The 23590-nt window shown below is 70.9% G+C and carries 28 protein-coding genes; 12 read left to right on the top strand and 16 right to left on the bottom strand.

Features of this window, described 5'->3' with window-relative positions:
- The first annotated feature begins 111 nt into the window (after positions 1 to 111).
- On the top strand, positions 112 to 804 hold the full coding sequence (locus ABD108_RS19305; RefSeq protein WP_343931123.1) for a FadR/GntR family transcriptional regulator: 693 nt from the start codon (positions 112 to 114) through the stop codon (positions 802 to 804).
- Here the strand turns inward: ABD108_RS19305 and ABD108_RS19300 are convergent.
- Positions 767 to 1597: a helix-turn-helix transcriptional regulator gene (locus tag ABD108_RS19300; protein ID WP_343931122.1), complete on the bottom strand. Its 831-nt coding sequence runs from the start codon at positions 1595 to 1597 to the stop codon at positions 767 to 769. The genes ABD108_RS19305 and ABD108_RS19300 overlap by 38 nt on opposite strands.
- 111 nt (positions 1598 to 1708) lie before the next feature.
- Here ABD108_RS19300 and ABD108_RS19295 point away from each other — a divergent pair, with 111 nt between their 5' ends.
- The gene (locus ABD108_RS19295) at positions 1709 to 3130 is read left to right on the top strand and encodes an MFS transporter (RefSeq protein ID WP_343931121.1); all 1422 of its coding nucleotides are present in this window, start codon (positions 1709 to 1711) and stop codon (positions 3128 to 3130) included.
- Between the two features lies 1 nt (position 3131).
- On the opposite strand, the gene ABD108_RS19290 is transcribed toward ABD108_RS19295, so the two are convergent.
- The 4 genes from ABD108_RS19290 to ABD108_RS19275 are packed head-to-tail and all read right to left on the bottom strand — an operon-like array spanning position 3132 to position 7224.
- Positions 3132 to 3632: a MarR family winged helix-turn-helix transcriptional regulator gene (locus ABD108_RS19290; RefSeq protein WP_344186017.1), complete on the bottom strand. Its 501-nt coding sequence runs from the start codon at positions 3630 to 3632 to the stop codon at positions 3132 to 3134.
- A 7-nt stretch (positions 3633 to 3639) separates the two neighbouring features.
- Entirely contained in the window at positions 3640 to 4509 is an 870-nt protein-coding gene (gene mmsB, locus ABD108_RS19285; RefSeq protein WP_343931120.1) for a 3-hydroxyisobutyrate dehydrogenase, read from the bottom strand.
- Between the two features lie 13 nt (positions 4510 to 4522).
- Positions 4523 to 5686 carry an acyl-CoA dehydrogenase family protein gene (locus ABD108_RS19280; RefSeq protein WP_343931119.1) on the bottom strand — a complete coding sequence of 388 codons (1164 nt, stop codon included), beginning with the start codon at positions 5684 to 5686 and terminating at the stop codon, positions 4523 to 4525.
- Between the two features lie 17 nt (positions 5687 to 5703).
- Entirely contained in the window at positions 5704 to 7224 is a 1521-nt protein-coding gene (locus ABD108_RS19275; RefSeq protein ID WP_220658251.1) for a CoA-acylating methylmalonate-semialdehyde dehydrogenase, read from the bottom strand.
- A 106-nt stretch (positions 7225 to 7330) separates the two neighbouring features.
- Here ABD108_RS19275 and ABD108_RS19270 point away from each other — a divergent pair, with 106 nt between their 5' ends.
- From ABD108_RS19270 to ABD108_RS19255, 4 genes are read left to right on the top strand one after another with little or no spacing between them, the layout of a single operon-like run.
- Positions 7331 to 9010, top strand: a complete 1680-nt coding sequence (locus tag ABD108_RS19270; RefSeq protein WP_343931118.1) for an AMP-binding protein — start codon at positions 7331 to 7333, stop codon at positions 9008 to 9010.
- A gap of 54 nt (positions 9011 to 9064) precedes the next feature.
- Positions 9065 to 9829, top strand: a complete 765-nt coding sequence (locus ABD108_RS19265; RefSeq protein WP_305112756.1) for an ABC transporter ATP-binding protein — start codon at positions 9065 to 9067, stop codon at positions 9827 to 9829.
- Positions 9826 to 11433, top strand: coding sequence for an ABC transporter permease (locus ABD108_RS19260; RefSeq protein WP_343931117.1), 1608 nt, complete (start codon positions 9826 to 9828; stop codon positions 11431 to 11433). The genes ABD108_RS19265 and ABD108_RS19260 overlap by 4 nt, the downstream gene beginning before the upstream one ends.
- A 55-nt stretch (positions 11434 to 11488) precedes the next feature.
- Positions 11489 to 12484, top strand: coding sequence for an ArsR/SmtB family transcription factor (locus tag ABD108_RS19255; RefSeq protein ID WP_220658247.1), 996 nt, complete (start codon positions 11489 to 11491; stop codon positions 12482 to 12484).
- Positions 12485 to 12492: 8 nt separating this feature from the next.
- Here ABD108_RS19255 and ABD108_RS19250 read toward each other — a convergent pair whose 3' ends face one another.
- Positions 12493 to 12699: a hypothetical protein gene (locus ABD108_RS19250; RefSeq protein ID WP_220658246.1), complete on the bottom strand. Its 207-nt coding sequence runs from the start codon at positions 12697 to 12699 to the stop codon at positions 12493 to 12495.
- A 176-nt stretch (positions 12700 to 12875) separates the two neighbouring features.
- Between ABD108_RS19250 and ABD108_RS19245 the strand changes: the two genes are divergently transcribed.
- The 3 genes from ABD108_RS19245 (at position 12876) to ABD108_RS19235 (ending at position 15162) form a co-directional block, all read left to right on the top strand.
- Positions 12876 to 13514 (top strand): HAD-IA family hydrolase, encoded by a 639-nt coding sequence (locus ABD108_RS19245; protein WP_220658245.1) that lies wholly within the window; start codon positions 12876 to 12878, stop codon positions 13512 to 13514.
- A 68-nt stretch (positions 13515 to 13582) separates the two neighbouring features.
- On the top strand, positions 13583 to 14152 hold the full coding sequence (locus tag ABD108_RS19240) for an RNA polymerase sigma factor (RefSeq protein WP_220658244.1): 570 nt from the start codon (positions 13583 to 13585) through the stop codon (positions 14150 to 14152).
- Positions 14149 to 15162 (top strand): DUF4349 domain-containing protein, encoded by a 1014-nt coding sequence (locus ABD108_RS19235; RefSeq protein WP_220658243.1) that lies wholly within the window; start codon positions 14149 to 14151, stop codon positions 15160 to 15162. The genes ABD108_RS19240 and ABD108_RS19235 overlap by 4 nt, the downstream gene beginning before the upstream one ends.
- On the opposite strand, the gene ABD108_RS19230 is transcribed toward ABD108_RS19235, so the two are convergent.
- From ABD108_RS19230 to ABD108_RS19220, 3 genes are all read right to left on the bottom strand, one after another.
- Entirely contained in the window at positions 15132 to 15362 is a 231-nt protein-coding gene (locus tag ABD108_RS19230) for a hypothetical protein (protein ID WP_343931116.1), read from the bottom strand. The two genes, ABD108_RS19235 and ABD108_RS19230, sit on opposite strands and share 31 nt — an antisense overlap.
- Positions 15362 to 16105, bottom strand: coding sequence for a DUF5995 family protein (locus tag ABD108_RS19225; RefSeq protein WP_343931115.1), 744 nt, complete (start codon positions 16103 to 16105; stop codon positions 15362 to 15364). The genes ABD108_RS19230 and ABD108_RS19225 overlap by 1 nt, the downstream gene beginning before the upstream one ends.
- A 73-nt stretch (positions 16106 to 16178) precedes the next feature.
- Positions 16179 to 16328: a hypothetical protein gene (locus ABD108_RS19220; protein WP_343931114.1), complete on the bottom strand. Its 150-nt coding sequence runs from the start codon at positions 16326 to 16328 to the stop codon at positions 16179 to 16181.
- Between the two features lie 38 nt (positions 16329 to 16366).
- Between ABD108_RS19220 and ABD108_RS19215 the strand changes: the two genes are divergently transcribed.
- The gene (locus ABD108_RS19215; RefSeq protein ID WP_343931113.1) at positions 16367 to 17890 is read left to right on the top strand and encodes an OFA family MFS transporter; all 1524 of its coding nucleotides are present in this window, start codon (positions 16367 to 16369) and stop codon (positions 17888 to 17890) included.
- A 57-nt stretch (positions 17891 to 17947) separates the two neighbouring features.
- Here the strand turns inward: ABD108_RS19215 and ABD108_RS19210 are convergent, their stop codons facing one another.
- Positions 17948 to 18343: a MerR family transcriptional regulator gene (locus ABD108_RS19210; protein WP_220658240.1), complete on the bottom strand. Its 396-nt coding sequence runs from the start codon at positions 18341 to 18343 to the stop codon at positions 17948 to 17950.
- A gap of 10 nt (positions 18344 to 18353) precedes the next feature.
- Here ABD108_RS19210 and ABD108_RS19205 point away from each other — a divergent pair, with 10 nt between their 5' ends.
- Positions 18354 to 18992 (top strand): NAD(P)H-dependent oxidoreductase, encoded by a 639-nt coding sequence (locus tag ABD108_RS19205; protein WP_343931112.1) that lies wholly within the window; start codon positions 18354 to 18356, stop codon positions 18990 to 18992.
- Between the two features lies 1 nt (position 18993).
- On the opposite strand, the gene ABD108_RS19200 is transcribed toward ABD108_RS19205, so the two are convergent.
- The 5 genes from ABD108_RS19200 to ABD108_RS19180 form a co-directional block, all read right to left on the bottom strand.
- Positions 18994 to 19620, bottom strand: coding sequence for a maleylpyruvate isomerase family mycothiol-dependent enzyme (locus ABD108_RS19200; RefSeq protein ID WP_220658238.1), 627 nt, complete (start codon positions 19618 to 19620; stop codon positions 18994 to 18996).
- A gap of 51 nt (positions 19621 to 19671) precedes the next feature.
- Positions 19672 to 20238, bottom strand: coding sequence for a DUF1707 SHOCT-like domain-containing protein (locus tag ABD108_RS19195; protein WP_343931111.1), 567 nt, complete (start codon positions 20236 to 20238; stop codon positions 19672 to 19674).
- 9 nt (positions 20239 to 20247) lie between these two features.
- Positions 20248 to 21459 carry an RNA polymerase sigma factor gene (locus ABD108_RS19190; protein ID WP_343931110.1) on the bottom strand — a complete coding sequence of 404 codons (1212 nt, stop codon included), beginning with the start codon at positions 21457 to 21459 and terminating at the stop codon, positions 20248 to 20250.
- Positions 21459 to 21845 (bottom strand): YciI family protein, encoded by a 387-nt coding sequence (locus ABD108_RS19185; RefSeq protein ID WP_220658235.1) that lies wholly within the window; start codon positions 21843 to 21845, stop codon positions 21459 to 21461. The genes ABD108_RS19190 and ABD108_RS19185 overlap by 1 nt, the downstream gene beginning before the upstream one ends.
- A gap of 80 nt (positions 21846 to 21925) precedes the next feature.
- Positions 21926 to 22618 (bottom strand): type 1 glutamine amidotransferase domain-containing protein, encoded by a 693-nt coding sequence (locus ABD108_RS19180; RefSeq protein ID WP_220658234.1) that lies wholly within the window; start codon positions 22616 to 22618, stop codon positions 21926 to 21928.
- 91 nt (positions 22619 to 22709) lie between these two features.
- On the opposite strand from ABD108_RS19180, the gene ABD108_RS19175 reads away from it, so the two are divergent.
- On the top strand, positions 22710 to 23144 hold the full coding sequence (locus ABD108_RS19175) for a MarR family winged helix-turn-helix transcriptional regulator (protein ID WP_220658233.1): 435 nt from the start codon (positions 22710 to 22712) through the stop codon (positions 23142 to 23144).
- Here ABD108_RS19175 and ABD108_RS19170 read toward each other — a convergent pair.
- The gene (locus ABD108_RS19170; RefSeq protein WP_255585690.1) at positions 23141 to 23581 is read right to left on the bottom strand and encodes an acetyltransferase; all 441 of its coding nucleotides are present in this window, start codon (positions 23579 to 23581) and stop codon (positions 23141 to 23143) included. The genes ABD108_RS19175 and ABD108_RS19170 overlap by 4 nt on opposite strands.
- Positions 23582 to 23590: the final 9 nt, after the last annotated feature.

Below are 23590 nucleotides of genomic sequence, written 5' to 3'. Positions count from 1 at the left end.
GTCGATCCGGATCAGGCCCCGCCGTGGCGCGGAAGGAGATTCAGGCTCCGCTGTGTCATGCCGATGACCCTAACACAACTTCTCAGACAAGCTGACAAGTATCCTGTTCCCATGCCTCCCCTGCGCCGCGAATCCCTCGCCGACCAGGCCGCCGAGCGGCTGCTGGAACGCATCCGCGCGGGCGAGTGGGAGCTGGGCGCGAAACTCCCCGGGGAGACCACACTCGCTCCCCAGCTCGGCGTGGGCAGGTCGACGGTGCGCGAGGCCATCCGGCGCCTCGCCGGGATCGGTGTCCTCACCACCCGGCAGGGCTCGGGAGTGTTCGTGACCAGGTTGGATGCACCCTCCGGGATGGACTCGATACTCGACCGCGCCGATATCGAGGCCGTGATCGAGGCCCGGATCGCGATCGAGGCCGAGGGCGCCGCGCTCGCGGCACGGCGACGCACGGAGGCCGATCTCGACGCCATCCGCGCCGCTCTGGCCGTCCGCGCGGCGCACCGGGGGGATCTGGCGCGGCACGTGGAGACCGACACCGCCTTCCATCGGACGGTGATCGCGGCGGCGCACAGTCCCGTGCTGTTGGAGATGTTCGACGGGATCGCCGCGCACCTGCGCCGCGCGATGATCGACATGCTGCGCACCCGCGCCGGCGGATTCGGCGACGACGCCGACCAGGAGTCGCACGCGGACCTGCTCGCGGCGGTCGAACGGCGCGACGCCGAGGCCGCCGCCGGGCTGAGCCGCTCGCACCTCGCCGGCCTGCTCAGCCGGGTCGGTGCTCCGCCGGTACCAGGCGCGTGAGCCGCTCGCGGGTGCGGTCATCGCGCGGCAGGTAGGTCAACATCCGCAACGAGGGCCGGTCGCGCAGGTTGAAGGTGCTCACCTGCAGGTGCAGCTCCCCCACCCGCGGATTGCGGATCGTCTTCTCCCAATCGGCGGCGTCGAGCACGAGGCCCGCGTGCCACAGCTGGGCGAACAGTGGTGACGCCGCCTGCAACCGGGCCAGCAGGGGATCCCACGCGGGATCGGCGTGACTGTCGGCGTAGATCGCACGCGTGCGGGCCACCACGGCCTCCAACTCCTGGCGGTCCGCGGCGTAGGCGCCCAGCCACAGTTCGTCGGTGAAGTCGAGCCACAGGCAGTTGCGGTCCTCCGGCGCGAACTCCTCGACATCGGTGATGAGGAACCGGAAGGCGCGGTTGTACCGGACCATGTCGCCGCGAGCGTTGAGCACCACGGCGGGGTTCGGCAGCAGCGCATCGAGCACCGGCTGCACCGTGGAGGCCGCGCCGGTGTCGACCGGCGGACCGGGCTGGTGCCCGGCCAACCGCAGTACGTGATCTCGCTCCCCCGCATCCAGGAGCAGGGCGTCTGCCACGGCGCACAAGACCTCCGGGCTCGGGTTCACATCCCGGCCCTGCTCGACCCACGTGTACCAGGTGGTTCCCACATTGGCCCGCGCCGCGACCTCCTCGCGGCGGAGCCCGGGGGTCCGGCGTCGCCCACCCACCGGCAGCCCCACCTGCTGCGGCGTCACCTGCTCCCGACGGGTGCGCAGGAAGCGCGCCAGTTCGGCGTTGTTGCGGGTGGCCATGCACCGAGTATCCCCCGCTGCCGCCCCGGAAGGGGCCGCCAGCCCGGTGGTCTCACTACTAGGATCCGTGCGGTCTGGATACCCGGATACCGCAGGAGCAGGGTCGGCGTCATGACCGATTCCCCCACTGCGCGCCTGACGGGCGCCGGCCTGGCCGTTCTGGGCCTGGCGTACTTCCTCACCACGTTCCTGTTCGCCTCGGCCAATGTCGCGGTGCCGAGCATCGCGGAACACCTGTCCGCGTCGCCGGCCCAGCAGTCGCTCGTCTTGGCCGCGTTCTCGGCCATGTTCGCGACCGCGCTGATCCTGTTCGGGCGGCTCGGCGATAACCGTGGGCGACGCCGGGTGTTGGTGATCGGCCTCGGCGCGGTCGGGATCACCTCGGTGGCAGCGGGGTTCGCGCCGGATATCAGCTCGTTGATCGTGCTGCGCGGCGCGCAGGGCATCGCCGCCGCAGCGTTCACCCCGCAGGTGCTCTCGACCATCCAGGCGACGACCACCGGCGACGATCGCCGCCGCGCCGTCGCGGTGATCGCGGCCACCGCCGGGGTGGGATTCTGCGGCGGACAGGTGCTCGGTGGCGCGCTGCTGGCCTGGGACCCGGGCGGGTTCGGCTGGCGCTCGGTGTGGTGGTGCGCCGCCGTGATCGCCGTCGCCGCCGCGCTGGCCGGGCGCGCGGTGCCCGACACCCGGGCCGATCGGCGGCTGCCGCTGGACTACCGCGGTGCGGCGCTGCTCACGGTGGCCCTGCTCGCCCTCCTGGTCGGCCTCGCGATCGGCGGCACGCTCGGCTGGCCCGCGGTGTCGTGGGCGCTCCTGGGCCTGGCCGTGCTGTCCGGCGGGGCCTTCTGGACCGCGCAGCGCCGGGTGGAGGCCGCGGGCGGGGCCCCGCTCGTCCCGCCGTCGGTGTTCGCGCACCGCCCGATCCGCGTGGGCCTGCTCATGGCGCTGCTGTTCTTCTCCGGTTACGGCGCCCTGGTCTACGAGTACGCCCTGGTGACCGAGCACGCACTCGGGATGAGCCCCGCCCTATCGGGCCTCACGTTGCTGCCCTACGGCGTGGCCTTCGTGGCGGTCTCGTTGCGGCAGCCCGCGATCCACCGTCGCCTGGGTGCCCGCACCATGCCGGTCGGTGCCGCCGTGAACGCCGCGGGGCTGCTCGCGCTCGCGGCCAGTGGGTTCGCGCCGCACGGGTGGGCGTGGGCGGTGCAGCCCGCGTTGGTCGTGGTGGGCGCCGCGCAGGCGATGCAGTTCGGTCCCCTCGTCTCCACGATCATGGGTGCGGTGCCCGATCGGATCGCGGGCCTCACCGGCGGGCTGGTGAACACGGCGCAGCAAGCGGCGCTCGCCCTCGGCGTGGCGACCCTGGGCACCGGCTACACCGCGCTCGCGACCGGGATGCCTGCGCAGCACGCCTTCGCCGTGATCCTGCTCGTGCACGCGGCACTCGCGGCCGCCTTCGCGCTGTGTGCGCGCAGCCTGCACCGCGACCGTCCGGCGATGACCGGCGAACTCGTGCCGGCGCGCGAGTGAATCAGAAGTCGCCGTGGAATCGCCGCAGACTGCGGATGGCGCCGACCAGGTCCGCCGATTCGTCGTCGGGCATGCCGAGATCGGCGAAGACGTCGTTGAGCACGAGCGTGGCCTCCTCCACCAGCTCGCGCCCCTCCTCGGTGATGGCCACCAGGGTGGTCCGGCCGTCGGTGGGGTGCGGGCGGCGCTCGACCAGCCCCGCCTCGCCGAGCCGGTCGATCGCGTGCGTCACGGAGGAGACGTGCACCTGGAGCCGTGTGCTGGCCTTGGAGATGGGCAGCTCGCCCTGGCGGGTGAAGGCCAGTAGGCGCAGCAGCTCGAACCGGGAGAAGGAGAGCTGGAAGGGTTTGAGCGCGGCCTCGATCCGCGCGAGCAGGATCTGGTGCGCGCGCATCACGGAGGTCACCGCCTCCATGCCGACAGCGGTGGCGCCGCCCCAGCCCGCGTCCTCCCAGTTGCGCCGGGCGAGCGCGATCGGGTCCCGGTCGTCGGACGTCTCCACCAGATTCCTACCTCAGCGTGTGAATGATCGCGCTGAAGTCTAGGCCCCCGTTGTCCTCGGCGAACGCCGAGTACAGCTGTGCGGCGTGGGTGCCCAGCGGGGCGGACGATCCGGTGGACGCCACGGCGTCCATCGCCAGGCCCAGATCCTTGTTCATCAGGGCGGTCGCGAAACCGGGCTTGAACTCGTTGCCCGACGGTGCGCCCGGCACCGGCCCCGGCACGGGGCAGTTGGTGTGCAGCGACCAACAGTTGCCGGTGGCGCCGGTGACCACGTCGTAGAGCGCCTGATCCGCCAGTCCCAGCTTCTCGGCCAGGACGAAGGCCTCGCCCACCACGATCTGCTGCACCGCAAGGATCATGTTGTTGCACACCTTGGCGGCCTGCCCGTTGCCGGAGCCGCCGCAGTGGATCACCTTGCCCGCCATGGGATCGAGCACCGGCTGCGCCGCCGCGAAGGCCGCGTCGTCGCCGCCCACCATGAAGGCGAGCGTTCCCGCATCGGCGCCCTTCACGCCGCCGGACACGGGGGCGTCCACCTGGAGCATTCCCGCGGCCTCGGCCAGTGCGTGCACCGCGCGGGCATCGTCGACCGAGATCGTGGAGCTGTCGATGAACAACGTGCCCTTCGCCGCATGGGGCAGCACTGCCTCGTACACCGACGTCACGATCGCCCCGTTGGGTAGCATGGTGACCACCGCGTCGGCGCCGGTCACGGCCTCCTCCGCGGTATCGATCACGGTGACGCCGGCGGCCCGAGCCGCGTCCTGCGCAGCGGGCACCAGGTCGAAGCCGCGCACGGTGTGCCCGGCGGCCACCAGGTTCTTGGCCATCGGTCCGCCCATGTGGCCGAGTCCGAGGAATGCGATGGTGCTCATGAAAACGCCTCTCCTACTTGCCCTGGATGCGGGCGGCCTCGGCGCGGCCGATCACCATCCGCATGATCTCGTTGGTGCCCTCGAGGATCCGGTTCACCCGCAGGTCTCGGACGATCTTCTCGACGCCGGTCTCGTGCAGGTAGCCGTAGCCGCCGTGCAGCTGCAGCGCCTGATCGGCCACCTGGAAGCAGGTCTCGGTGACGAACTTCTTGGCCATGGCGCACAACTCGACCTTGTCGGGATCGTTGTCGTCGAGGGCGGTGGCGGCACGCCACAAGATCAGCCGCGAGGCCTCCAGCGAGGTGGCCATATCGGCGAGCGTGAACCGGATGGTGGGCTCGTCGATCAGTTTGCGGCCGAAGGTCTCCCGCTCCGTCATGTACTGCAGTGCCAGGTCGTACGCGGCCTGCGCACCGCCCATCGAGCAGGCGGCGATGTTCAGCCGTCCGCCGTTGAGGCCGTTCATGGCGATGCCGAAGCCCTTGCCCGCACCCTCGGCGCCGCCGAGCATGCGCGACGCCGGGATGCGGACGTTCTCGAAGATCACCTGCGTGGTGGGTTGGCTGTGCCAGCCCATCTTCACCTCGGCCGGCCCGAACGAGAGACCGGGCGTGCCCTTGTCCACCAGGAAGGTCGAGATGCCGCGGGCGCCCTCGCCCTCGCTGCGGGCCATGACCACGTACAGGTCGGAGGCGCCGCCGCCGGAGATGAACTGCTTGGTGCCGTTGAGCACGAAATCGTCGCCGTCGCGCTCGGCCTTGGTGGTGAGCGAGGCCGCGTCCGAGCCGGCGCCCGGCTCGGTGAGGCAGTAGCTGGCCATGATGTCCATCGGCGCCAGCTTGGGGATCCACTCCTCGCGTTGCTCCTGCGATCCGTAGGTGTCCACCATCCAGGTGCACATGTTGTGGATCGAGAGGAAGGCGGCGGTCACGGGGTCGCCCTTGGCGAGCTCCTCGAAGATGCGCACACCGTCGAGCCGGCGCAGCCCGGAGCCGCCCACGTCCTCGCGGGTGTAGATGGCGGCCATGCCGAGGCTGCCCGCCTCCTTCATCTCCGCGATGGGGAAGTGCTTCTCGGCGTCCCACTGCAGGGCGTACGGCGCGAGCCGTTTGCGCGCGAAATCGCGTGCCATGTCGACGACGGCGCGGTCCTCGCCGGTGAGTACGGGGTAAGGCATGTGTCCGTGATCCTCCGTCAGCGCATCGTCGGGATGGAGAACTCGGCCCCGTCCTTGATGCCGGACGGCCAGCGCGAGGTGACCGTCTTCGTCTTGGTGTAGAAGAGGATCGAGTGCGGGCCGTGCTGGTTCAGATCGCCGAAGCCGGAGCGCTTCCAGCCGCCGAAGGTGTGGTACGCCACGGGAACCGGGATCGGCACGTTGACGCCCACCATGCCCACCTCGACGCGGGCCACGAAGTCGCGGGCGGCATCGCCGTCGCGGGTGAAGATGGCCACGCCGTTGCCGTACTCGTGCTCGGTGGGCAGGGCGATCGCCTCCTCGTAGTCCTTGGCGCGCACGATGCACAGGACCGGCCCGAAGATCTCGTCGGTGTAGATCGACATGTCCTTGGTGACGTGGTCGAACAGGGTGGGGCCGAGGTAGTTGCCGCCGGACAGGTCGGCGTCGCCGAAGGTCAGCTCGTCGCTGGTCCGCTCGCGGCCGTCCACCACGAGGTCGGCGCCGGCGTCCACACCCTGCTGGATGTAGCTCTTGGTGCGCTCCACGGCGGCCGGGGTGATGAGCGGGCCGTAGTCGGCCTTCGGGTCGTGGCTGTGGCCCACCCGCAGCTGCTGTACGCGCTCGACGAGACGCTCACGGAGGCGGTTGGCGGTCTCCTCGCCCACGGGCACGGCCACCGAGATCGCCATGCAGCGCTCGCCGGCGGAGCCGTAGCCGGCGCCGATGAGGGCGTCCACCGCCTGGTCCAGGTCGGCGTCCGGCAGGATCACCATGTGGTTCTTGGCGCCGCCGAAGGCCTGGCTGCGCTTGCCGTTCTTGGCGGCGGTCTCGTAGATGTACTGCGCGATATCGGAGCTGCCGACGAAGCCGACGGCCTTGATGTCGGGGTTGTTCAGCAGTGCGTCCACCGACTCCTTATCGCCGTGGACGACCTGGAAGACGCCCTCGGGCAGACCGGCCTCGATGAACAGCTCGGCGAGGCGGACGGGGACGGAGGGGTCGCGCTCGGAGGGCTTGAGCACGAAGGCGTTGCCGCAGGCCAGGGCCGGGCCAGCCTTCCACAGCGGGATCATGGCGGGGAAGTTGAAGGGCGTGATGCCGGCGACCACGCCGAGGGGCTGGCGCATCGAGTAGACGTCGATCCCGGTGCCCGCACCCTCGGTGTACTCGCCCTTGAGCAGGTGCGGGATGCCGATCGAGAACTCGATCACCTCGATGCCGCGCTGGATGTCGCCCGCGGCGTCGGCCAGGGTCTTGCCGTGCTCACTGGAGAGCAGCGAGGCCAGCTCGTCCATGTTCTGGTGCACCAGCTCGATGAACTTCATGAAGACGCGGGCGCGGCGCTGCGGGTTGAACGCGGCCCACACCTTCTGCGCCTCCTTGGCGCGGGCGACCACGTCGTTCACCTCGGCGGTGGTGGCCAGCGGCACCGTGGCCTGGACCTCACCCGTGCTGGGATCGAAGACGTCCGCGGTGCGGCCCGTCCCCTCCACCCGGCGTCCGTCGATGAAGTGCGGGATCGCCCGTGTAGCCATGGTCTGTCCTTCTCTCGAGTTCTGGGAAGTCATCGTGAACCTTGCGCGATGTGTTGCCGATCACTATATACTTGGATATCCAAGTAATCAACCGGAAGGCGTGAAAGTGACCAGTGCACAGGGATATCGGGACTTCCTGGCCGCCCGCGACCTGCTCGTGGAGCTCGCGGAGGACTACGACGCGGCGCGTGAGCGGTTCGCCTGGCCGCAGCTGGACGAGTGGAATTTCGCGCTGGACTGGTTCGACCGGGTGGCCGAGACCAACGACGCCCCCGCGCTGTGGATCGTCGAGGAGGACGGTTCGGAGTCGAAGTTCAGCTACGCGCAGATGAGCGCCCGCAGCAACCGCGTGGCCAACTGGCTGCGCGAGCGCGGTGTGAACCCGGGCGACCGGATCCTGCTGATGCTCAGCAATCAGGTGGAGCTGTGGGACGTGATGCTGGCCGCCATCAAGTTGGGCGCCGTGGTCATCCCCGCCACCACCCTGCTCGCCGAGGCGGATGTGGCCGACCGCATCTCCCGCGGCGGCGCCAAGCACGTGATCGTGCGCAGTGAACTGGCCGACCGCGTGCCCGCGGATGCGCAGGTCACGCGCATCGCCATCGGCTCCCCGGTGCAGGGTTGGGAGACCTTCGCCGCCGCGTACACGGCCTCGGATCACTTCACGCCCAGCCACACCACGCACGCCGACGACACGCTGCTGCTGTACTTCACCTCCGGCACCACCAGCGCCCCGAAGCTGGTGGAGCACACGCACGCCTCGTATCCCGTCGGGCATCTGTCCACGATGTACTGGATCGGCCTGCGCCCCGGCGATGTCCACCTCAACGTGAGCTCCCCGGGCTGGGCCAAGCACGCGTGGAGCAACGTCTTCACCCCGTGGATCGCGCAGGCCTGCGTGTTCATCTACAACTACAGCCGGTTCGACGCCGCGGCCCTGATGGGACAGATGCAGCGCGCCGGTGTCACCAGCTTCTGCGCACCGCCCACGGTGTGGCGCATGCTGATCCAGGCGGATCTCAGCGCGCTGCAGAACCCGCCGCGCGTGGTGGTGGGCGCGGGCGAGCCGCTGAACCCGGAGGTCATCTCGCGCGTGCGCGACGCCTGGGGCGTCACCATCCGCGACGGTTTCGGGCAGACGGAAACCACGGTGCAGGTGGCGAACACACCGGGGCAGCCGCTCAAGGACGGTTCGATGGGCCGGCCGTGCCCCGGGTACGACGTGGTCCTCGTCGATCCCGCGACGGGCGAGCAGGGCGTGGACGAGGGCGAGATCTGCCTGCGCCTGGACCCGCGTCCGCTGGGTCTGATGGTGGGGTACCACGGTGATCCGGAGAAGACCGCGAAGGTGATGGACGGCGGCGTCTACCACACCGGCGATGTGGCCTCGAAGGACGAGGAGGGCTATCTGACCTACGTGGGCCGCACCGACGACGTCTTCAAGTCGAGCGACTACAAGATCAGCCCGTTCGAGTTGGAATCCGTTCTGCTGGAGCATGAAGCGGTGGCCGAGGCGGCCATCGTGCCCGCCCCCGACGAGCTGCGGCTCGCGGTGCCGAAGGCGTACATCGTGCTCGCCGAGGGTTACGAGCCGAGCGCGGAGACCGCCCGGTCGATCTTCGAGTACAGCCGGGGGCACCTCGCGCCGTACAAGCGGGTGCGCCGGATCGCCTTCGCCGATCTGCCGAAGACCATCAGCGGCAAGATCCGCCGCGTCGAGCTGCGCAAGGCGGAGGAGCAGGGCCTCACCTCGCAGGAGTTCCGCGAGGACGAGGTGAAGTCCTGATCGCACCCACCGATCTGATTGATGTGTTTCGCATCATGAACTAGCGTGCACGGCATGACCACCCCCGCGCCGCCCGCCCTGCTCCTGGAGGACCTCCATCTCGCTTTCGGGAGCAAGGAGGCGGTGTCGGGGGTGTCCCTGTGGGTGCCGCAGGGATCGATGTTCGGGCTCGTGGGCCCGAACGGCGCGGGGAAGACCACCTCACTGTCGATGGCGGTGGGGCTGCTGCGTCCCGGGCGGGGACGCTGCCTCGTCTTCGGCGTGGACGTGTGGGGCGATCCGCTCACCGCGAAGCCGCTCATCGGGGTGCTCCCCGATGGGCTGGCACTCCCGGACCAGTTCACCGGCCCGGAGCTGCTCACCTACCTCGGGCGGCTGCGCGGCATGCCCGAGCAGGTGATCGCGCAGCGCCGCGACGAACTGCTCTCGGTGCTCGGGCTCGCCGATGCCGGCGGCACGGTGATCGCGGACTACTCGGCGGGCATGACCAAGAAGATCGGACTCGCGGCGGCTCTGCTGCACGGGCCGCGGCTGCTCGTCCTCGACGAACCCTTCGAAGCCGTCGACCCCGTCTCCAGCACCTCGATCCGCGCCATCCTCATCGACTTCGTCCGCGGCGGCGGCACCGTGATCCTCTCCAGCCACGTGATGGCCACGGTCTCGGAGCTGTGCACCCACGTGGGCGTCATCAACGCCGGCCGGGTGGTGGCCGCGGGCACCGTCGATCAGGTGCGGGCCGGTGGCACGCTGGACGAGGCCTTCGTCCGCCTCGTCGGCGGCGCCGCCCACACCGGGGGCCTGTCGTGGATGCAGTCGTGACGGCACCGGGTCCCGGCGCCACGGCCCCCGCGGCGCCCAGCCTCAACCGCACCGTCGCACAGATGCAGTGGACGCTGTACAAGCGCCGTTCCAGCGGCGGCCGATTGGCCCTGAACATCCTCGCCGGCGTCTTCGCGGCCCTCGTCGCGATCGCTCTGGTGGTCGGCTCCGTCGCCATCGGCATCAGCGGCGATCCGGCCGGCGGAGCGTGGATGGCGGTGGTGCTCGCCGGGATCGGCGCGATGTGGGCGTACCTGCCCGCGCTGTCGGGCTTCTCCGACAGCGGCCTGCAGCCGCGGCAGTTCACCCTGCTGCCCCTGCGGCCGCGCCCCTTCGCGCGGGCGCTGTTCCTGTCCTCGCTGATCGGGATCCCGGTTCCCGTCACGGTTCTCGCGTGCTGCCTCATCCTCGGCTACGCGGCGGGCCGCGCACCGGTCACACTGCTGGTGGCGATCCCCGCGGTCCCCCTCACCGCGCTGCTGTTCGTGGCGCTGTCCCGGGTGATCTCCCTCGGGCTGTCCCAGGCCATCCGCTCGCGCCGCGGGCGCGAGCTCGCGATGCTCGCCTTCGTCCTCGTCTTCTGCGTGCTGTACGCCGGGCAGTTCGTCCTCAACCAGCGCCTCGGGGAGACCTTCGACGCCGGGGGCCCGCGCGGCGCCTACGCGATCCCGTTCGCCTGGGGCATCGCGGCCGTCGAACGCGCGGCGGAGGGCCAGTGGTCGATCGCGATCGGCGCGCTGATCGGACTCGCCGCGCTGTCGGGCCTGCTGCTCCTGGCCTGGCAGGCCCTGGTGGCCCGGCTGTTCGACGGCCGGGTGGCACCGTCGACCTCGGAGCGCTCTGCCCGCAGCCGCAGCGGCTACCTGCGCCAGGGCTGGCGGGCCACTCCCCGCGGTGCGGTGGTGGCGCGCGAGCTGGCGGCCTGGCGGGGCGACGTGCGCCGGCTGTACCAGCTGCTCCCCACGCTGGCCTTCGGCGCGATGAGCGCCGTGATGCCGCTGTTCCTCCCGGATTTCCCGTTCAACGCGCGGTGGGGCGCATACTTCGTGCTGATGATGGCCACGATGGGCGCGATGAACCTGTACGGCCTCGACGGCAAGACCTTCTGGCATCTGGCGATGGTGCCGTCCGCCGCCTCGGCGGACGTGCGGGGCCGGCAGATCGCCTGGGCCCTGGTGACGCTGCCCATCGCCGTGGTGGCCGCCGTGGTGGTGCGCGCCTTCGGCGACGATCCGTGGGATCGGGTCGAGGTACCGATCGCGGTGACGGTGGCGATGCTCGGCGTGGGGGCCGGACTGATGATCGCCGGCTCGGCGAGCGCCCCCTATCCGGTGCCGGACGCGAAGAAGATGATGTCCTTCTCGACCCGGAACTCCGCGGGCGGCGCGGCCATCGGCTGGTCGCTGGGCTCCATCGGGATCCTCGCGGTCACGGCGGTGCCGTGCGCGCTGCTGGCCGCCCTGCTCCCGGCCCCGCTCCGGTGGACGGGCATCGCGCTGGCCGCGGTGCTCGGCGCCCTGGGCTGGTGGTGGGGCGGCAGGATCGCCACCGGCCGCCTGATCACCCGGCCCGACCTGATCCAGTACGCGGTCACCCGCAACTGAATCGGTATCGGCCGATCACCGGGCGCGAGCGCGCCGCGCGGCCTACCTTCGGCTCATGCTCACGTACGTTCTCGATGTCCGCGACCTGTCGGACGTGCGCTTCGTACTGGCGCCACTGAACGAGACGGCGTTCAGCCTGTTCCACCTGGATCAGGAGCGTGCCGGCGCCCCGCACCTGCGCCGGTGGCACGACAACGCCCGCGCGCAGCGCGATCTGTACGACCACCGGTTGATCAGCGCGCTCATCGCGCCCTCGGGAAACGCGATACCGGACTTCCTCACCCCGATGCCCGACGCGGGAATCGCGCGGCCCTCCCTACAGGACGGTCTCGCGGCGGTGGCGGCCACCGATCCCGCGGTGATCCACGAGCAACTGGACGAGCTGCGCGAGGGGCAGCGGCCCTCGGCGACGCTGGCCCGCCTGCTCGACGCGGACGATGCCGGCACCCGGATAGCCGAGGCCCTCGATCGGTACCACCGGGTGACCATCGCACCGATCTGGCCCGCGGTGAACCGGATCCTGGAGGCGGACATCACCTTCCGCGGCCGGGAGCTCGCCCTCGGCGGCCCCACGCAGCTGTTCACCTCGTTGACGCCGCACCTGAGCTGGGACCGCGATGGGGTGCTGCGACTGGATCTGGCCTACGCCCGCAGTGCCGGCGAGTATCCGGCCGCCGGGCGCGGACTCACGCTGATCCCCAGCGTCTTCGTCACGCGGCTGGTGAGCGCCCACTCCCCCGCCTCGGCGGCCCCGCACGTGGGCTACCCGGCGCGGGGCAGCGCGACCTTGACTGAGTCGATGCGCACGGTGCCGCCCGGCGCGCTGCGCCGGCTGATCGGCGGCGCGAAAGCCGATGTGCTGCATGCACTCGACGAGGCGGTGTCGGTCAGCGAGCTGGCGCGGCGGTTGGAGGTGACTCCGCCCGCGGTGTCCCAGAGCCTGCGGGTGCTCTACGAGAACGGGCTGATCGACCGGGCCCGGAGCGGCAGGGAGGTGCTGTACCGGCGCTCACCGGAAGGGGAGCGGCTGGCGCGGGGGCACCGCGCCTGACGGCGGACTCAGGCGCGCAGGTACGCGGGGCCCACGTACTCGGGCTGGGTGGCCACGAAGCGCTGGGCGAGGGTGCGCAGGCCCACGAGGAACCCCTCGGGACGGGGCGCACCGGCGGGACGCGAGGCCTCGTCGTGCAGGTCCGCGAGACGGGCGTAGACGGACGCGGTCATGGGATCGACCGCGAGGTTGTGGTGGTGACGGAATTCGCTCATGCCACCAGTAGACCGATCCGCACCGCGCGGGGCCAATCATTAAGCCATGCCCTTAATTGTGATCGGGAACACTGTGCGCCACGCCATATTTCGCGCCCGCCGTGGATGTCGGGAATCCCGCTCGGGCGCCGCCACAGCCCCGTAGAGTGGCGTAGACCACTACTCAGGAGGACAGATTGCTCACCGCCCGCGCGCTGCTACTGGACATGGACGGCACCCTGGTCGATTCGCACGCCGTCGTGGAGCGCTGCTGGAGCCGCTGGGCGCTCGATCACGGGCTCGATCCGCAGGAGGTGCTCGCCGTGGCGCACGGCCGGCAGGGGCACGCGACGATGGCTGCGCTCCTACCCGACCGGCCGGTGGAGGTGAACCTCGCGGAGAACCGCGCGCTGCTCGCCCAGGAGACGGCCGATACCGAGGGCATCGTGCCGATCGCCGGCGCCCCGGAGTTCCTGGCCGCGATCGCCGCGGCGCCGCACGCCCTGGTGACCTCCGCCGACACCGCGCTCGCCACCGCCCGGATGGGCGCCGCCGGACTGCCCATGCCCGCGGTCCGCGTGACCGCCGAGGACGTGCGGGCGAGCAAGCCGGACCCGGAGGGCTTCCTCAAGGGCGCCGCGCTGCTCGGCGTCGCGCCCGCGGACTGCGTGGTCTTCGAGGATTCCGAGGCCGGGATCGCGGCCGCCAAAGCCGCCGGGATGCGGGTGGTGGGCGTGGGACCGCGCTCGGCCGATTTCGCGCCCGACGTGCAGGTCGACGATCTGACCGCGGTCACGGTCACCGTCGCCGGCCCGACGGTGCGCCTATCCTTCTGACCTGCGCCTTCGACTCGGAGTGAGACGATGGGACCCGCCCTCGACATAGACCGGGTGTGACGTCCACGATGAGCAACGAGCAGACAGACGACAGAGGCCTGCTCACCCGCGCCGCAGCGGGACAGGCCGACGCCTTCGCGGCGATCTACGACAGACACGTGCGGCCGGTGTACTGGCAGGCCTACGGCGTGCTGCGGGATGCCGAGGCCGCGCAGGAGACAGCACAGGACACCTTCCTCACGCTGTGGCGGCGGATCGACGAGGTCCACCTGGTGGACGCGTCCGTCCTGCCCTGGCTGCTGGCCACCGCCCGGTACACCGCGCTCAATGCGAGCAGGAAGCTGACCGCCACCCGGCTGCGATCCGCGCCCATCGAGGGTGAGGAGCCCGCCGCCGCAGCGACCGCGTCCCCCGAGGACGAGGTTCTGGCGCGAGAGGTCCGCGAACGCATCGCGAGCGCCGTCGCGGCGCTCTCCCCCATCGACCAACGCCTCTACCACCTCTGCGTGGAGGGCGAACAGACCTACGACAGTGCGGCCCGCGAGCTGGGCGTGACCCATGCCGCGGTCCGCAATCGCGTTTCCCGGCTGCGCGGCCGCCTGCGCGCCGACCTGAGCACCCTGAGGGAGCAGTCATGACCGAGCCGATCACCCCCGACGACGTCCTCACCGACGACCGGATCGCGGCGATGCGCCGCACGGTCATGGGCGAGGTGCGCGACGACATCGCCGCCCGCCGCAACGCCCGGCGCACGCGGACCCTGGCCCTGTCCGCAGCGGCCACCATCGCCGTGGTCGGCGTGGCGGGAGGCGTTCTCGCGGGCCTGTTCACGGTAGGAGACTCCTCGAACGCCGCTCCGGAGCAGAGCTTCCTGAGCCCGGGGACGACGGTGCAGGGATCCGCCCCGGTGATCGGCGGCGAGCCCGCGGCCCCGAAGGGCGCCGCGCCGGTCCCCGGTACCGCGGCCCAGCCTCCCCTGCCGACCGATGCACCCGATCCGGGGGCCACGAACCGGCAGGTGGTCACCACCGGCTCGGTGAACCTGACGGCCGCCGATCCCGCGCGCGCCGCGAAGGAGCTGGTGGCGGCGGTCGAGAAGGCGGGCGGCCGGATCGATGACCGCAGCGAGTCCGGCACCGGCGACGACAAGTCCGCGCTTCTCACGGTGCGCCTGCCCAGCGACCGGGTCAACGACACGGTGGCCACGATGTCCACTCTGGGCGAGGTGGATTCGGTGCAGCTCAAGCACGAGGACGTGACCTCGACGGTGGTCGACCTCGATGCCCGGATCCGCGCCACCCAACTGTCCGTGGACCGACTGACCGCGATCCTCGCCCAGGCCGACACCTCCGACAAGGTGATCCAGGCCGAGGGGGCGCTGACCACCCGGCAGCGGGAGCTGGAGAGCCTGCAGTCGCGACGGAACGCGCTCGGCGAGCAGGTCTCGCTCTCGACGCTCACGGTGTCGATCGACGCCGAGAAGCCGGAGCACCGCGGCGGGTTCGTCGGCGGACTCCAGGACGGCTGGAACGCGCTGACCGCGGCGGGCGGGTGGCTGGTGACCGCCGGCGGCGCGCTGGTGCCCTGGCTCGCGCTGATCCTGGTGCTCTACGCGGGCTACCGAGCCGTGCGGCGGGCGCGTTCCTGACCGACGGGAGCGGCGGTTCCGGGCGACGGTACCGGCGCGCCGAGGCCGCCGAGTCCGGAGAGGACGTCGAAGGCGATCTCACCGGTCTGCCACAGTGCCTGGACCGCGCCCTCCGCGGCGGGACGAACGGCGAGGTCCTGCAGCGCCAGACCGTTGGCGAAGGTGATGGTGTTGTAGCCGTCATCGGCGGCGCGCAGCATCAGGTTCGACGCGACTCCCGCCCCGACCAGCCGGTCGAGACCCTGGCCGAAGAAGTAGAAGGTCCACAGCCCCCACAGATCGGCGTGTAGATCCGCTTGCTGCGCTCCGGGATCACGTTGCCGTTCTTGGCGATCGAATCGACGATGCGATAGAAGTCGAGGGCGTTGCGGGCCGTGCTCCGGGTGGCCGCCACCGTGTAAGCGAGGTCGACGGTGATGTGCGCGTTGTAGCCCGCCATGGCCACCCGGGCCGGCGGGAGTTCACAGCGGCCGGCGAGCCGGAAGTAGTTGGCCCACCACGACGGGACGGGCGCACCCGTCCACTGCGCGTGCACCGCACGCAGGTACCGGCTCACCAGGTCGATCGACAACGCCTTCGCGTACCGCGGATCATCGAGACCGGCCTCGTGCCGCTGGACGGGGACCACCGCGTCCTCGATCACCCCGTCCATGCCGACACCGAACAGGCCGCGCCAGTCACGGTGCGCGGCGAGGATGTTCGCGATCTCACGTTGCCGGGCGGTGAGATCGTCCAGCGTGGCGAAGGTGGGGGCGGTGGGCATCCCGCGCAGATCCGACCGCGCCGCGATCCGGGCGTTCTCCGCCGGGCTCAGGGCACTGGTGCCGCAGTAGTGCGACGGGGCCGCGTGCACCGGTCCGACGCCGATCGTGATGCTCGCCGCGACCACCAGCGCGAGTACCGAACCGTGCACGGCCGACCGTGCCCGCTGCCGACCGATCATGGCCTTCTCCGTTCGCCCGGCACGTTCCGGGGTTCGGTCCCCGCGTGCGCACCACCGAGGTGAACAGTGTGGGTCAGGCCTCGCCGAGCGCCACCTCGGGGTCACCGAGGCGGGCGGAGTTCACGATCCGTCGCAAGGTGATCAGCGCCCGCACATCCCTGCCGCCGGCGGCCCGGGGGTACACGAAGATCGCGTGACCCGGCCCCTGATCCGCCCGCCGCACGGTATGACTGGGAGGCTCGCTTCCGACGGAGGACCCACATGCCCGCACTCTCGTTCCTCGACCGCGCGCACTCGGTGGCACCGCCCGGCTACAGCCGCTGGCTCATCCCACCCGCCGCGCTCGCCATCCACCTGTGCATCGGACAGGCGTACGCCACCAGCGTGTACAAGGACGCACTGGTCAAACACTTCGACTCCAGCCTCACGGCGATCGGCGTGATCTTCTCGGTGGCGATCGTGATGCTCGGGGTGTCGGCCGCGCTGTTCGGCACCTGGGTCGACCGGGTGGGCCCGCGCCGCACGATGTTCACCTCCGCGTGTTGCTGGTCGGCGGGATTCCTCATCGCCGCGGCGGGGATCGCCACCAAGCAGCTGTGGCTGGTGTACTTCGGCTACGGCGTGGTCGGCGGCATCGGCCTGGGTCTCGGGTACATCTCCCCCGTGTCCACGCTGATCAAGTGGTTCCCGGACCGCCCCGGCCTCGCCACCGGCATGGCGATCATGGGCTTCGGCGGTGGCGCGATGGTGGCCGCACCGCTGTCGAAGCAGCTGCTGTCCCTGTACGGCGGCACCGAGGCCGGGGGGTCGGCGGTGGTGAAACTGTTCATCACGTTGGGCATCGCCTACTTCGTGGTGATGATGCTGGGGGTGTTCACGGTGCGCGTTCCCGCGCCGGGCTGGCATCCGGCGGGATTCGACCCGGCCACGGCACCGTCGACCGCGATGGTGACCTCCGGGCAGGTCTCCGCGGCGAACGCGATCAAGACACCGCAGTTCTGGCTGCTGTGGGTGGTGTTGCTGTGCAACGTGACCGCGGGCATCGGCATCCTGGAGCAGGCGGCCGACATGATCCAGGACTTCTTCCGCGGCGGGAACGGGATCTCGACCGTGACGGCCACGGTGGCGGCGGGCTTCGTGGGACTGCTCTCGGTGGCGAACATGGCGGGGCGGTTCGGCTGGTCGACCACCTCGGACTACCTGGGTCGCAAACGCACCTACATGGTGTACCTCGGCGTGGGAATCCTGCTGTACCTGGGACTGTCGGCGATCGGCTCGTCGTCGACCGCGCTGTTCGTGTTGTTCTGCGCGGTGATCATCTCGTTCTACGGCGGCGGCTTCGCGACGGCACCCGCCTACCTGCGTGACCTGTTCGGCACCTTCCAGGTGGGCGCCATCCACGGCCGCCTCCTCACCGCGTGGTCGACGGCCGGCGTCCTGGGGCCGCTCATCGTCAACGGCGTCCTGGACGCCCAGGGCACGCCGGGCGATCTCCGCGCCGCCGACTACCGGCCGGCGCTGCTGATCATGACGGCCGTACTGGCGATCGGCTTCGTCGCGAATCTGCTGATCCGTCCGGTCGACGGTAAGTGGCACGAGGCCGGCGCGGTCACCGACGCCGTCGATTCCGATGTCCGGGGCGCAGCGAACGAGCTCGTGACCGAGACCTCGTCGGCGGGCCGGTACCGGCCTGCGATCATCGCGACCTGGACGCTGGTCACGGTGCCGCTGGCGTACGGGCTGTTCTACGCGGGCAAGGCGGCGCTGCAGCTGTTCTCCGGCTGATTCCCGCGGGTGCAGTGGGGCGGGCCCGATCGAGCCGGTGACCACCGGCGAGCAGGCCTAGCGGTTGTCCACCACGTAGTCGCGCAGCTCGTCGAGCTTGCGCCGGGCGGCGTTCAGCTCGCGGATGCGGGCATCGAGCACCGTCCGCCGGTCCTTGATCCGGGCGAGCGCGGACTCGACCTCCTCCGGGGTGGCCGGCGCCTCCCCGCAGACGATGCCCACGAGATCGGCCGTCTCCGCGGCCGAGAGGCCCGCCTCGATCAGGCAGCGCGCATCACTCACGGTGCGGACATCGTCCTCCGTGAAGACGCGGTATCCGTTCGCCCCGCGATCGGGGGCGAGGATGCCGGTGGCCTCGTAGTGCCTGATCATGCGCGGCGTGGCACCGGTGCGGGCGCACAGATCCCGCATCTGGAGCTCGGGCTTGACTATGACACTGGTGTCAGCGTTCATGCTCTCCAGTATGACCGATACACACGATCAGTTCCGCGGTCTCATCGTGACCGCCCACCCCGACCCGCAGTCCGCGACCGCCGCCACCGCGCGCGCCGTCGCGGAGGGATTCCGCGACGGCGGCTTCGCCGTGGCGGATCAGTACGACATCGTCGCCGACGGATTCGACGCCACGTTCCGGATCGACGATCTCGCCGCGTACCGCGACGGCGATTCCCCGCTCCCGGAGGAGGTGCGCGCACAGCAGCTCCGACTGGAGCAGTACGACGCGCTCGCGATCGTCTTCCCCGTCTACTGGTGGACCCTGCCGGGCGCCCTCAAGGGCTGGATCGACCGGGTGTTCACGCGTGGCTGGGCGTACAACGATCGAGGGCCCGAGGTGGAGCTCGCCGCACCGAAACGCCTGTACTTCTTCGGGGTCGGCGCCACCGACGCGGCCACCTATCGCGAGCACGGATACCTGGACGGTATGCAGGCGCAGCTGGTGGACGGCCTCGCCGGCTACATGGGCGCCGAGGATTCCGAACTGGTGCTGCTCTACGACGGCGAGTCCCGGCACCACGAGAAGCACGAGGCCCGCGAGGAGGCCGCCCGCACGGCCGCCGCGGTGATCGCCCGGCGTGCCGGCCGGAGCGAGGACGCCGCCTGAGTCAGGCCCCGAGCCGGCTCGTCAGTTCCGCCAGGCCCGGTCCCGCCAGGTCACCGAGGGCGACGGTGCGCCCGCTCACGGCGAGCAGCAGAGCCAGGGCGGGCCCCGTCACCTCGGGTCCGTCACCGAGGGTAACATCGGCGTCGTCGGCGTTGATCCGCAGGCCGGCCACGTGCTGTTTGGCCCCGCCCATGGACGTGCTGGTGCGGGCCTGCAGTTCGAGCGCGCGGACGACGGCCCACAGCGGGTACTCGCCCACCGCACCGAGCGGACGGCGGATGTCCTCGCCGTGCACGATCGACTCCACGAGCCGGGTGTCGAGCGGCGCCGGCGGCGTGGCCGTCGCATCGACGACGGCGCGGAAGGCGGCCAGCATGTCGGCCGCGGAACCGCGCTCGCGATCGACGCCGTTCTGGTTGTCGCGGTCGAAATCGAACCGGGCGGCGAGCATGCCCCGCAGGAAGCCGAGCCGGGTGGTCTTGGCGGTGGAGATCTGGTGCGCCGTCACATCGCGCACCGTCCACCCGGGGCACAGCGACGGGGTGTCCCAGCGGGATTCCTCGACACCACCGAGGAATTCGATGAGTGCCCGCCGTTCGGCGTGAACCATGGGCCAGACGTCCGACATGGAAGCTCCTTGATCGAGGTGCGCGACCCCCACCCTAGTTCCGATCGCGGATCAGCGGCGCAGTACCACCGAGCTTCCCGATGTCGCGGAGCCGCGCAGCACGATCGTCGGGCCGCCGGGCGCCGCCGGTTCACCCGCCTTGTCCTTCACCGAGCTCCATCCCGATGTCGCGAGGCCGGACCGTTCGACCCGCATCGTGGGGCCCAGGCGCAGTTTCAGGGTGCTCCAGGTGACCTGGACGTCGATCTCCACGCCGCCGTAGGGGAAGTCCGCGGTGCGGAAATCGAGCTTGGCGGTGCCGGTCGAGCCGGTGATCCGCAGGCGGGCGGGCACCGTCCACACTCCCCCGCGCACCACGGTGTCCCAGTCGATTTCGAGCACCTCCGGCGGGCGGTCCACGGTGGGATCCGGCAGCGCCGGAGGGAACAGGCGATCGCCGACGGGGAGGTCCGCGACCAGTTCGCGGAGTTCTCCGCGGGTCGCCGCTCGGTACGCGGCGTGCGCGCGCTGGTCGAACTCGTCCACCGTGAGATAGCCGGTGGCCATCGACTCGCCCAGCAGTTCAACGGCGCGTTGCCGCTCGGGGTCGCCCACCCTGATCCCATCGCTGTCGGCCATGGCCCGACCCTATCGACTCCCGTCGGACTGCGGGAAGCCTCCCGGGAGGCTCGCGCGTCGGGATTCGAGGTACGCGCGCTCAGCCGGATCGGTGGTCAACGAGATCGCCTTGTCGTACGCGGATTTCGCTTCGGGGTCGCCGAGGCGGCTCAAGAGATGGGCGCGCAGGGCCCACGCGGTGTGGAGGCGCTCGGTGTCGGGCAGGGCGTCGAGGGCGGCCAGGCCCGCGGCGGCGCCGTCCAGTTCGGCGGTGACGGCGGCGAGCGCGACGCCGCCGCCCCGCGTGGGGGCGAGCGCCTGCAGCGATCGGTAGAGCCCGTGCAGGGTGCGCCAATCGGGTTTTCCGCCCGCCGGCCGGGCGCAGTGCACGGCGCCGATCGCGGCCTCCAGTTGGAAGCGGCCGACGATGCCCAGCGCGTGCGCCGCACGGAGATGCCGGTGCCCGATACCGATGAGATCGCGGTCCCAGCGGCGTGGATCCTGCTGTGGGAGTGGGACGAAGTCGCCGTGCTCAGACAGGCGTGCGGGCAGCCGCGCACTGCTCAGGTAGAGCGTGGCCGCCAGGCCGTGGGCCTCCGCGATCGTGGGAGCGGCGTCGGTGATCGTCTCGGCGAGGCCGAGGAGCAGCGCATGACGTTCGCGCGGCGGTGAGGGCCATTCGATGCTGTAGGCGCCGTACACGCCTTCGAGCACGGCCTCGATCCGGGTGTCGATCTCGTTCTCGCCGGGGACCTCGAAGGGGATGCGATCGCGCTGGATCCGCTTCTTGGCGCGGGTGAGCCGGGCGGCCATGGTGGCGGTGGGGATGAGGAAGGCGCGACCGACCTGTTCGGCGGTGAACCCCAGCACCGTGTTCAGCATGAGCGGTACCGCGGCGTCGGCCACCCCGGGATGCGCGCACACCAGGAGCAGCTCGAACCGGCGATCGGGCTGATCCTGCAGCGCCGGACCGTCGTGCACGTCGTCGAGCGGGACCGTGGCCTGCACCGCGGCCGACTTCCATCGATCCCGCTGACGGTTGCGCGCCACGGTGAGCAGCCACGCATCGGGATCGTCGGGCACACCGTCGAACGGCCACCGCGTGAGGGCGCGCTCGAAGGCGTCGGCGAGCGCGTCCTCCGCGGCGGCGAGGTCGTGGGTGCGGGCCGCGAGCAGCGACAGCAGCCGACCGTACGAGGTGCGGGCGGCGTGCTCCGCCCGCACCTGCGGGTCGGCGTCCATCAGTCCGTGCAGGCCGCGGCGTCCCAGACACCGCTGTCACACGCGGCGGCGACCCGGCGCACCTCGATCACCGCGTACTGGGTGGCGGGGTGCTGCTGCGCCCACGCGATCGCGGCGTCCTGGTCGGGCACATCGATGATGAAGACACCCGCGAGCACCTCTCGGGTATCGGCGAACGGGCCGTTCTCGATCCGCAGGTCCCCGTCGCGGCGGGTCACGGTGACCGTGCGGGCCACCGGCTCCATGATCTCGGCGCCCACGAAGACCCCGGCCGATTCGAGAGCGGCGGTGTAATCGGCCATGGCCCGCTGCATCTGCAGCAGGACCTCGGTGGGAACGTCACCGTCGGCCGGTTCGGCGTTGTTGAGCAGCAGCGCGTAATGCATGATTCCTCCTGGTGTCCACTGTGCCCCAGGGTGGGGCACAGTGATGACGATCGACGCGCGGAGGAATCGACAGGTCCGCGCTAGCGGTTCGCGAGCAGGGCGAGGACGCCCTCGGCGACCGGGTGCGCGCTGGCGGGGTTCTGCCCGGTCACGATGGTGCCGTCAGTCACCGAGAACGGAGCCCAGGCCTCGTCGGCCTCCACGTAGGTGGCGCCGCGCTCCGCGATCCGCTCCTCGAGGTTGAACGGGACGATGGGGTCGAGCCCCGCGAGCACCTCCTCGTTCCAGGAGAAGCCCGAGATGCGCCGGCCCGCGATGAGCGGGGCACCGTCGGCCTTCGTGGCGCCGAGCAGGCCGGCCGTGCCGTGACAGACCGCGGAGACGATCTTGCCCGCGGCGTCGAACTCGCGCAGCAGCGCGGCGAGTCGCTCGTCCGTGGGGAAGTCGAACATCACGCCGTGCCCGCCGGTGAGGTAGATCGCGTCGAAGTCGGCCGCGTCGACGTCCTTGAGCGAGACCGTGTTCGCGATCCGTGCCATGAACTCGGGGTCGTCGTAGCGGGCGCGCGTGCCGCCCTGGGCCAGCACCTCGTGACTGAGGGATTCGGGGTCGATGGGAACGAAGCCGCCGTCGATGCTGGCGATGGTGGTGGTGTGCCCCGCGGCCTCGACCGCGTCGACGAAGTGGGTCAGTTCGCCCAGCCAGAGGCCGGTACGGCGGCCGCTCACGCGGTACGACGGGACGCTGGTGGTGACGACCAGGATGTTGCTCATGTTCCACTCCTTACGGTTTGTCCAACAATTCAACCGTAACACATATCAGTTGTTCTACAACTGATATGTGGAGCGTTGCTACGCTGGGCGGGTGGAGGAACATGACGAGACCTGCGACTTCGGCTGGTCGATCGGGGTGCTCACCAAGGCCTACGCCGACGAGGTGGCGCCGATCCTGGACCGCCTGCCGCGGGGAATGCGCGGCTACCAGACGCTGTACGCGGCGGCGACGTACGACCTGCCCACACAGTTGGCACTCGCCGACTATCTGATGATCGACAAGTCGGTGATGCCCTACGTGGTCGACGATCTGGTCGCGGCGGGACTGGTGACCCGCGAACCGTCGCCGACCGACCGGCGGGCCCGGCGCGTGGTCCCGACGAAGGCCGGATTGGCCACCTTGGACCAGGTCGGCAAGGCTGTGCGCGATGCGGAGGGGCGACTCCTCGCGCCACTCTCCCCCGACGATGCGGCCACCCTCCGACGGGCGGCCGCCATCGTCGCCCGGACGTCGCGGGACGGCTAGCCCGCGAGGGCCAGGTGCAGGAGCGGATACGGGCGGCCCTCGCCGTCGGTCGCGCTGCGCCCGGCGACCGTGAAACCCTTGCGGGCGTAGAAGCCGACCGCCTGCTCGTTCTGCTCGTTGACGTCAACGGTGCGCACCCCCTGCTCGGCGACCACGTGGTCGAGCAGGGCGCCGCCGATTCCCCGACCGCGCGCATCGGCGTCCACGAACAGCATCACCAGTTCGCGGTCCGCCGTGCCGGCGAAACCGACCGGGCGGCCGTCGAGGTCGGCGACGGTGAGCCGCACCTGCGGGAAGTACGAGTCCGCGAGGTTGCCTTCGATCTCGTCGCGGTCCGCGGAGGCGAGGAAGTGGTGCGTGGCGTCGACGGAGCTGCGCCAGATCCGGACGAGCCGCGGGTACTCGTCGGGGCCGGATGTCTCACGCAGCTCGATCACGGGCCGATT

The sequence above is a fragment of the Tsukamurella strandjordii genome, from assembly GCF_039525985.1.
Taxonomy (GTDB): Bacteria; Actinomycetota; Actinomycetes; order Mycobacteriales; family Mycobacteriaceae; genus Tsukamurella; species Tsukamurella strandjordii.
The sequence above is the reverse complement of the archived record's forward strand: the minus strand, read 5'-3'. Positions and strand labels throughout refer to the sequence as shown.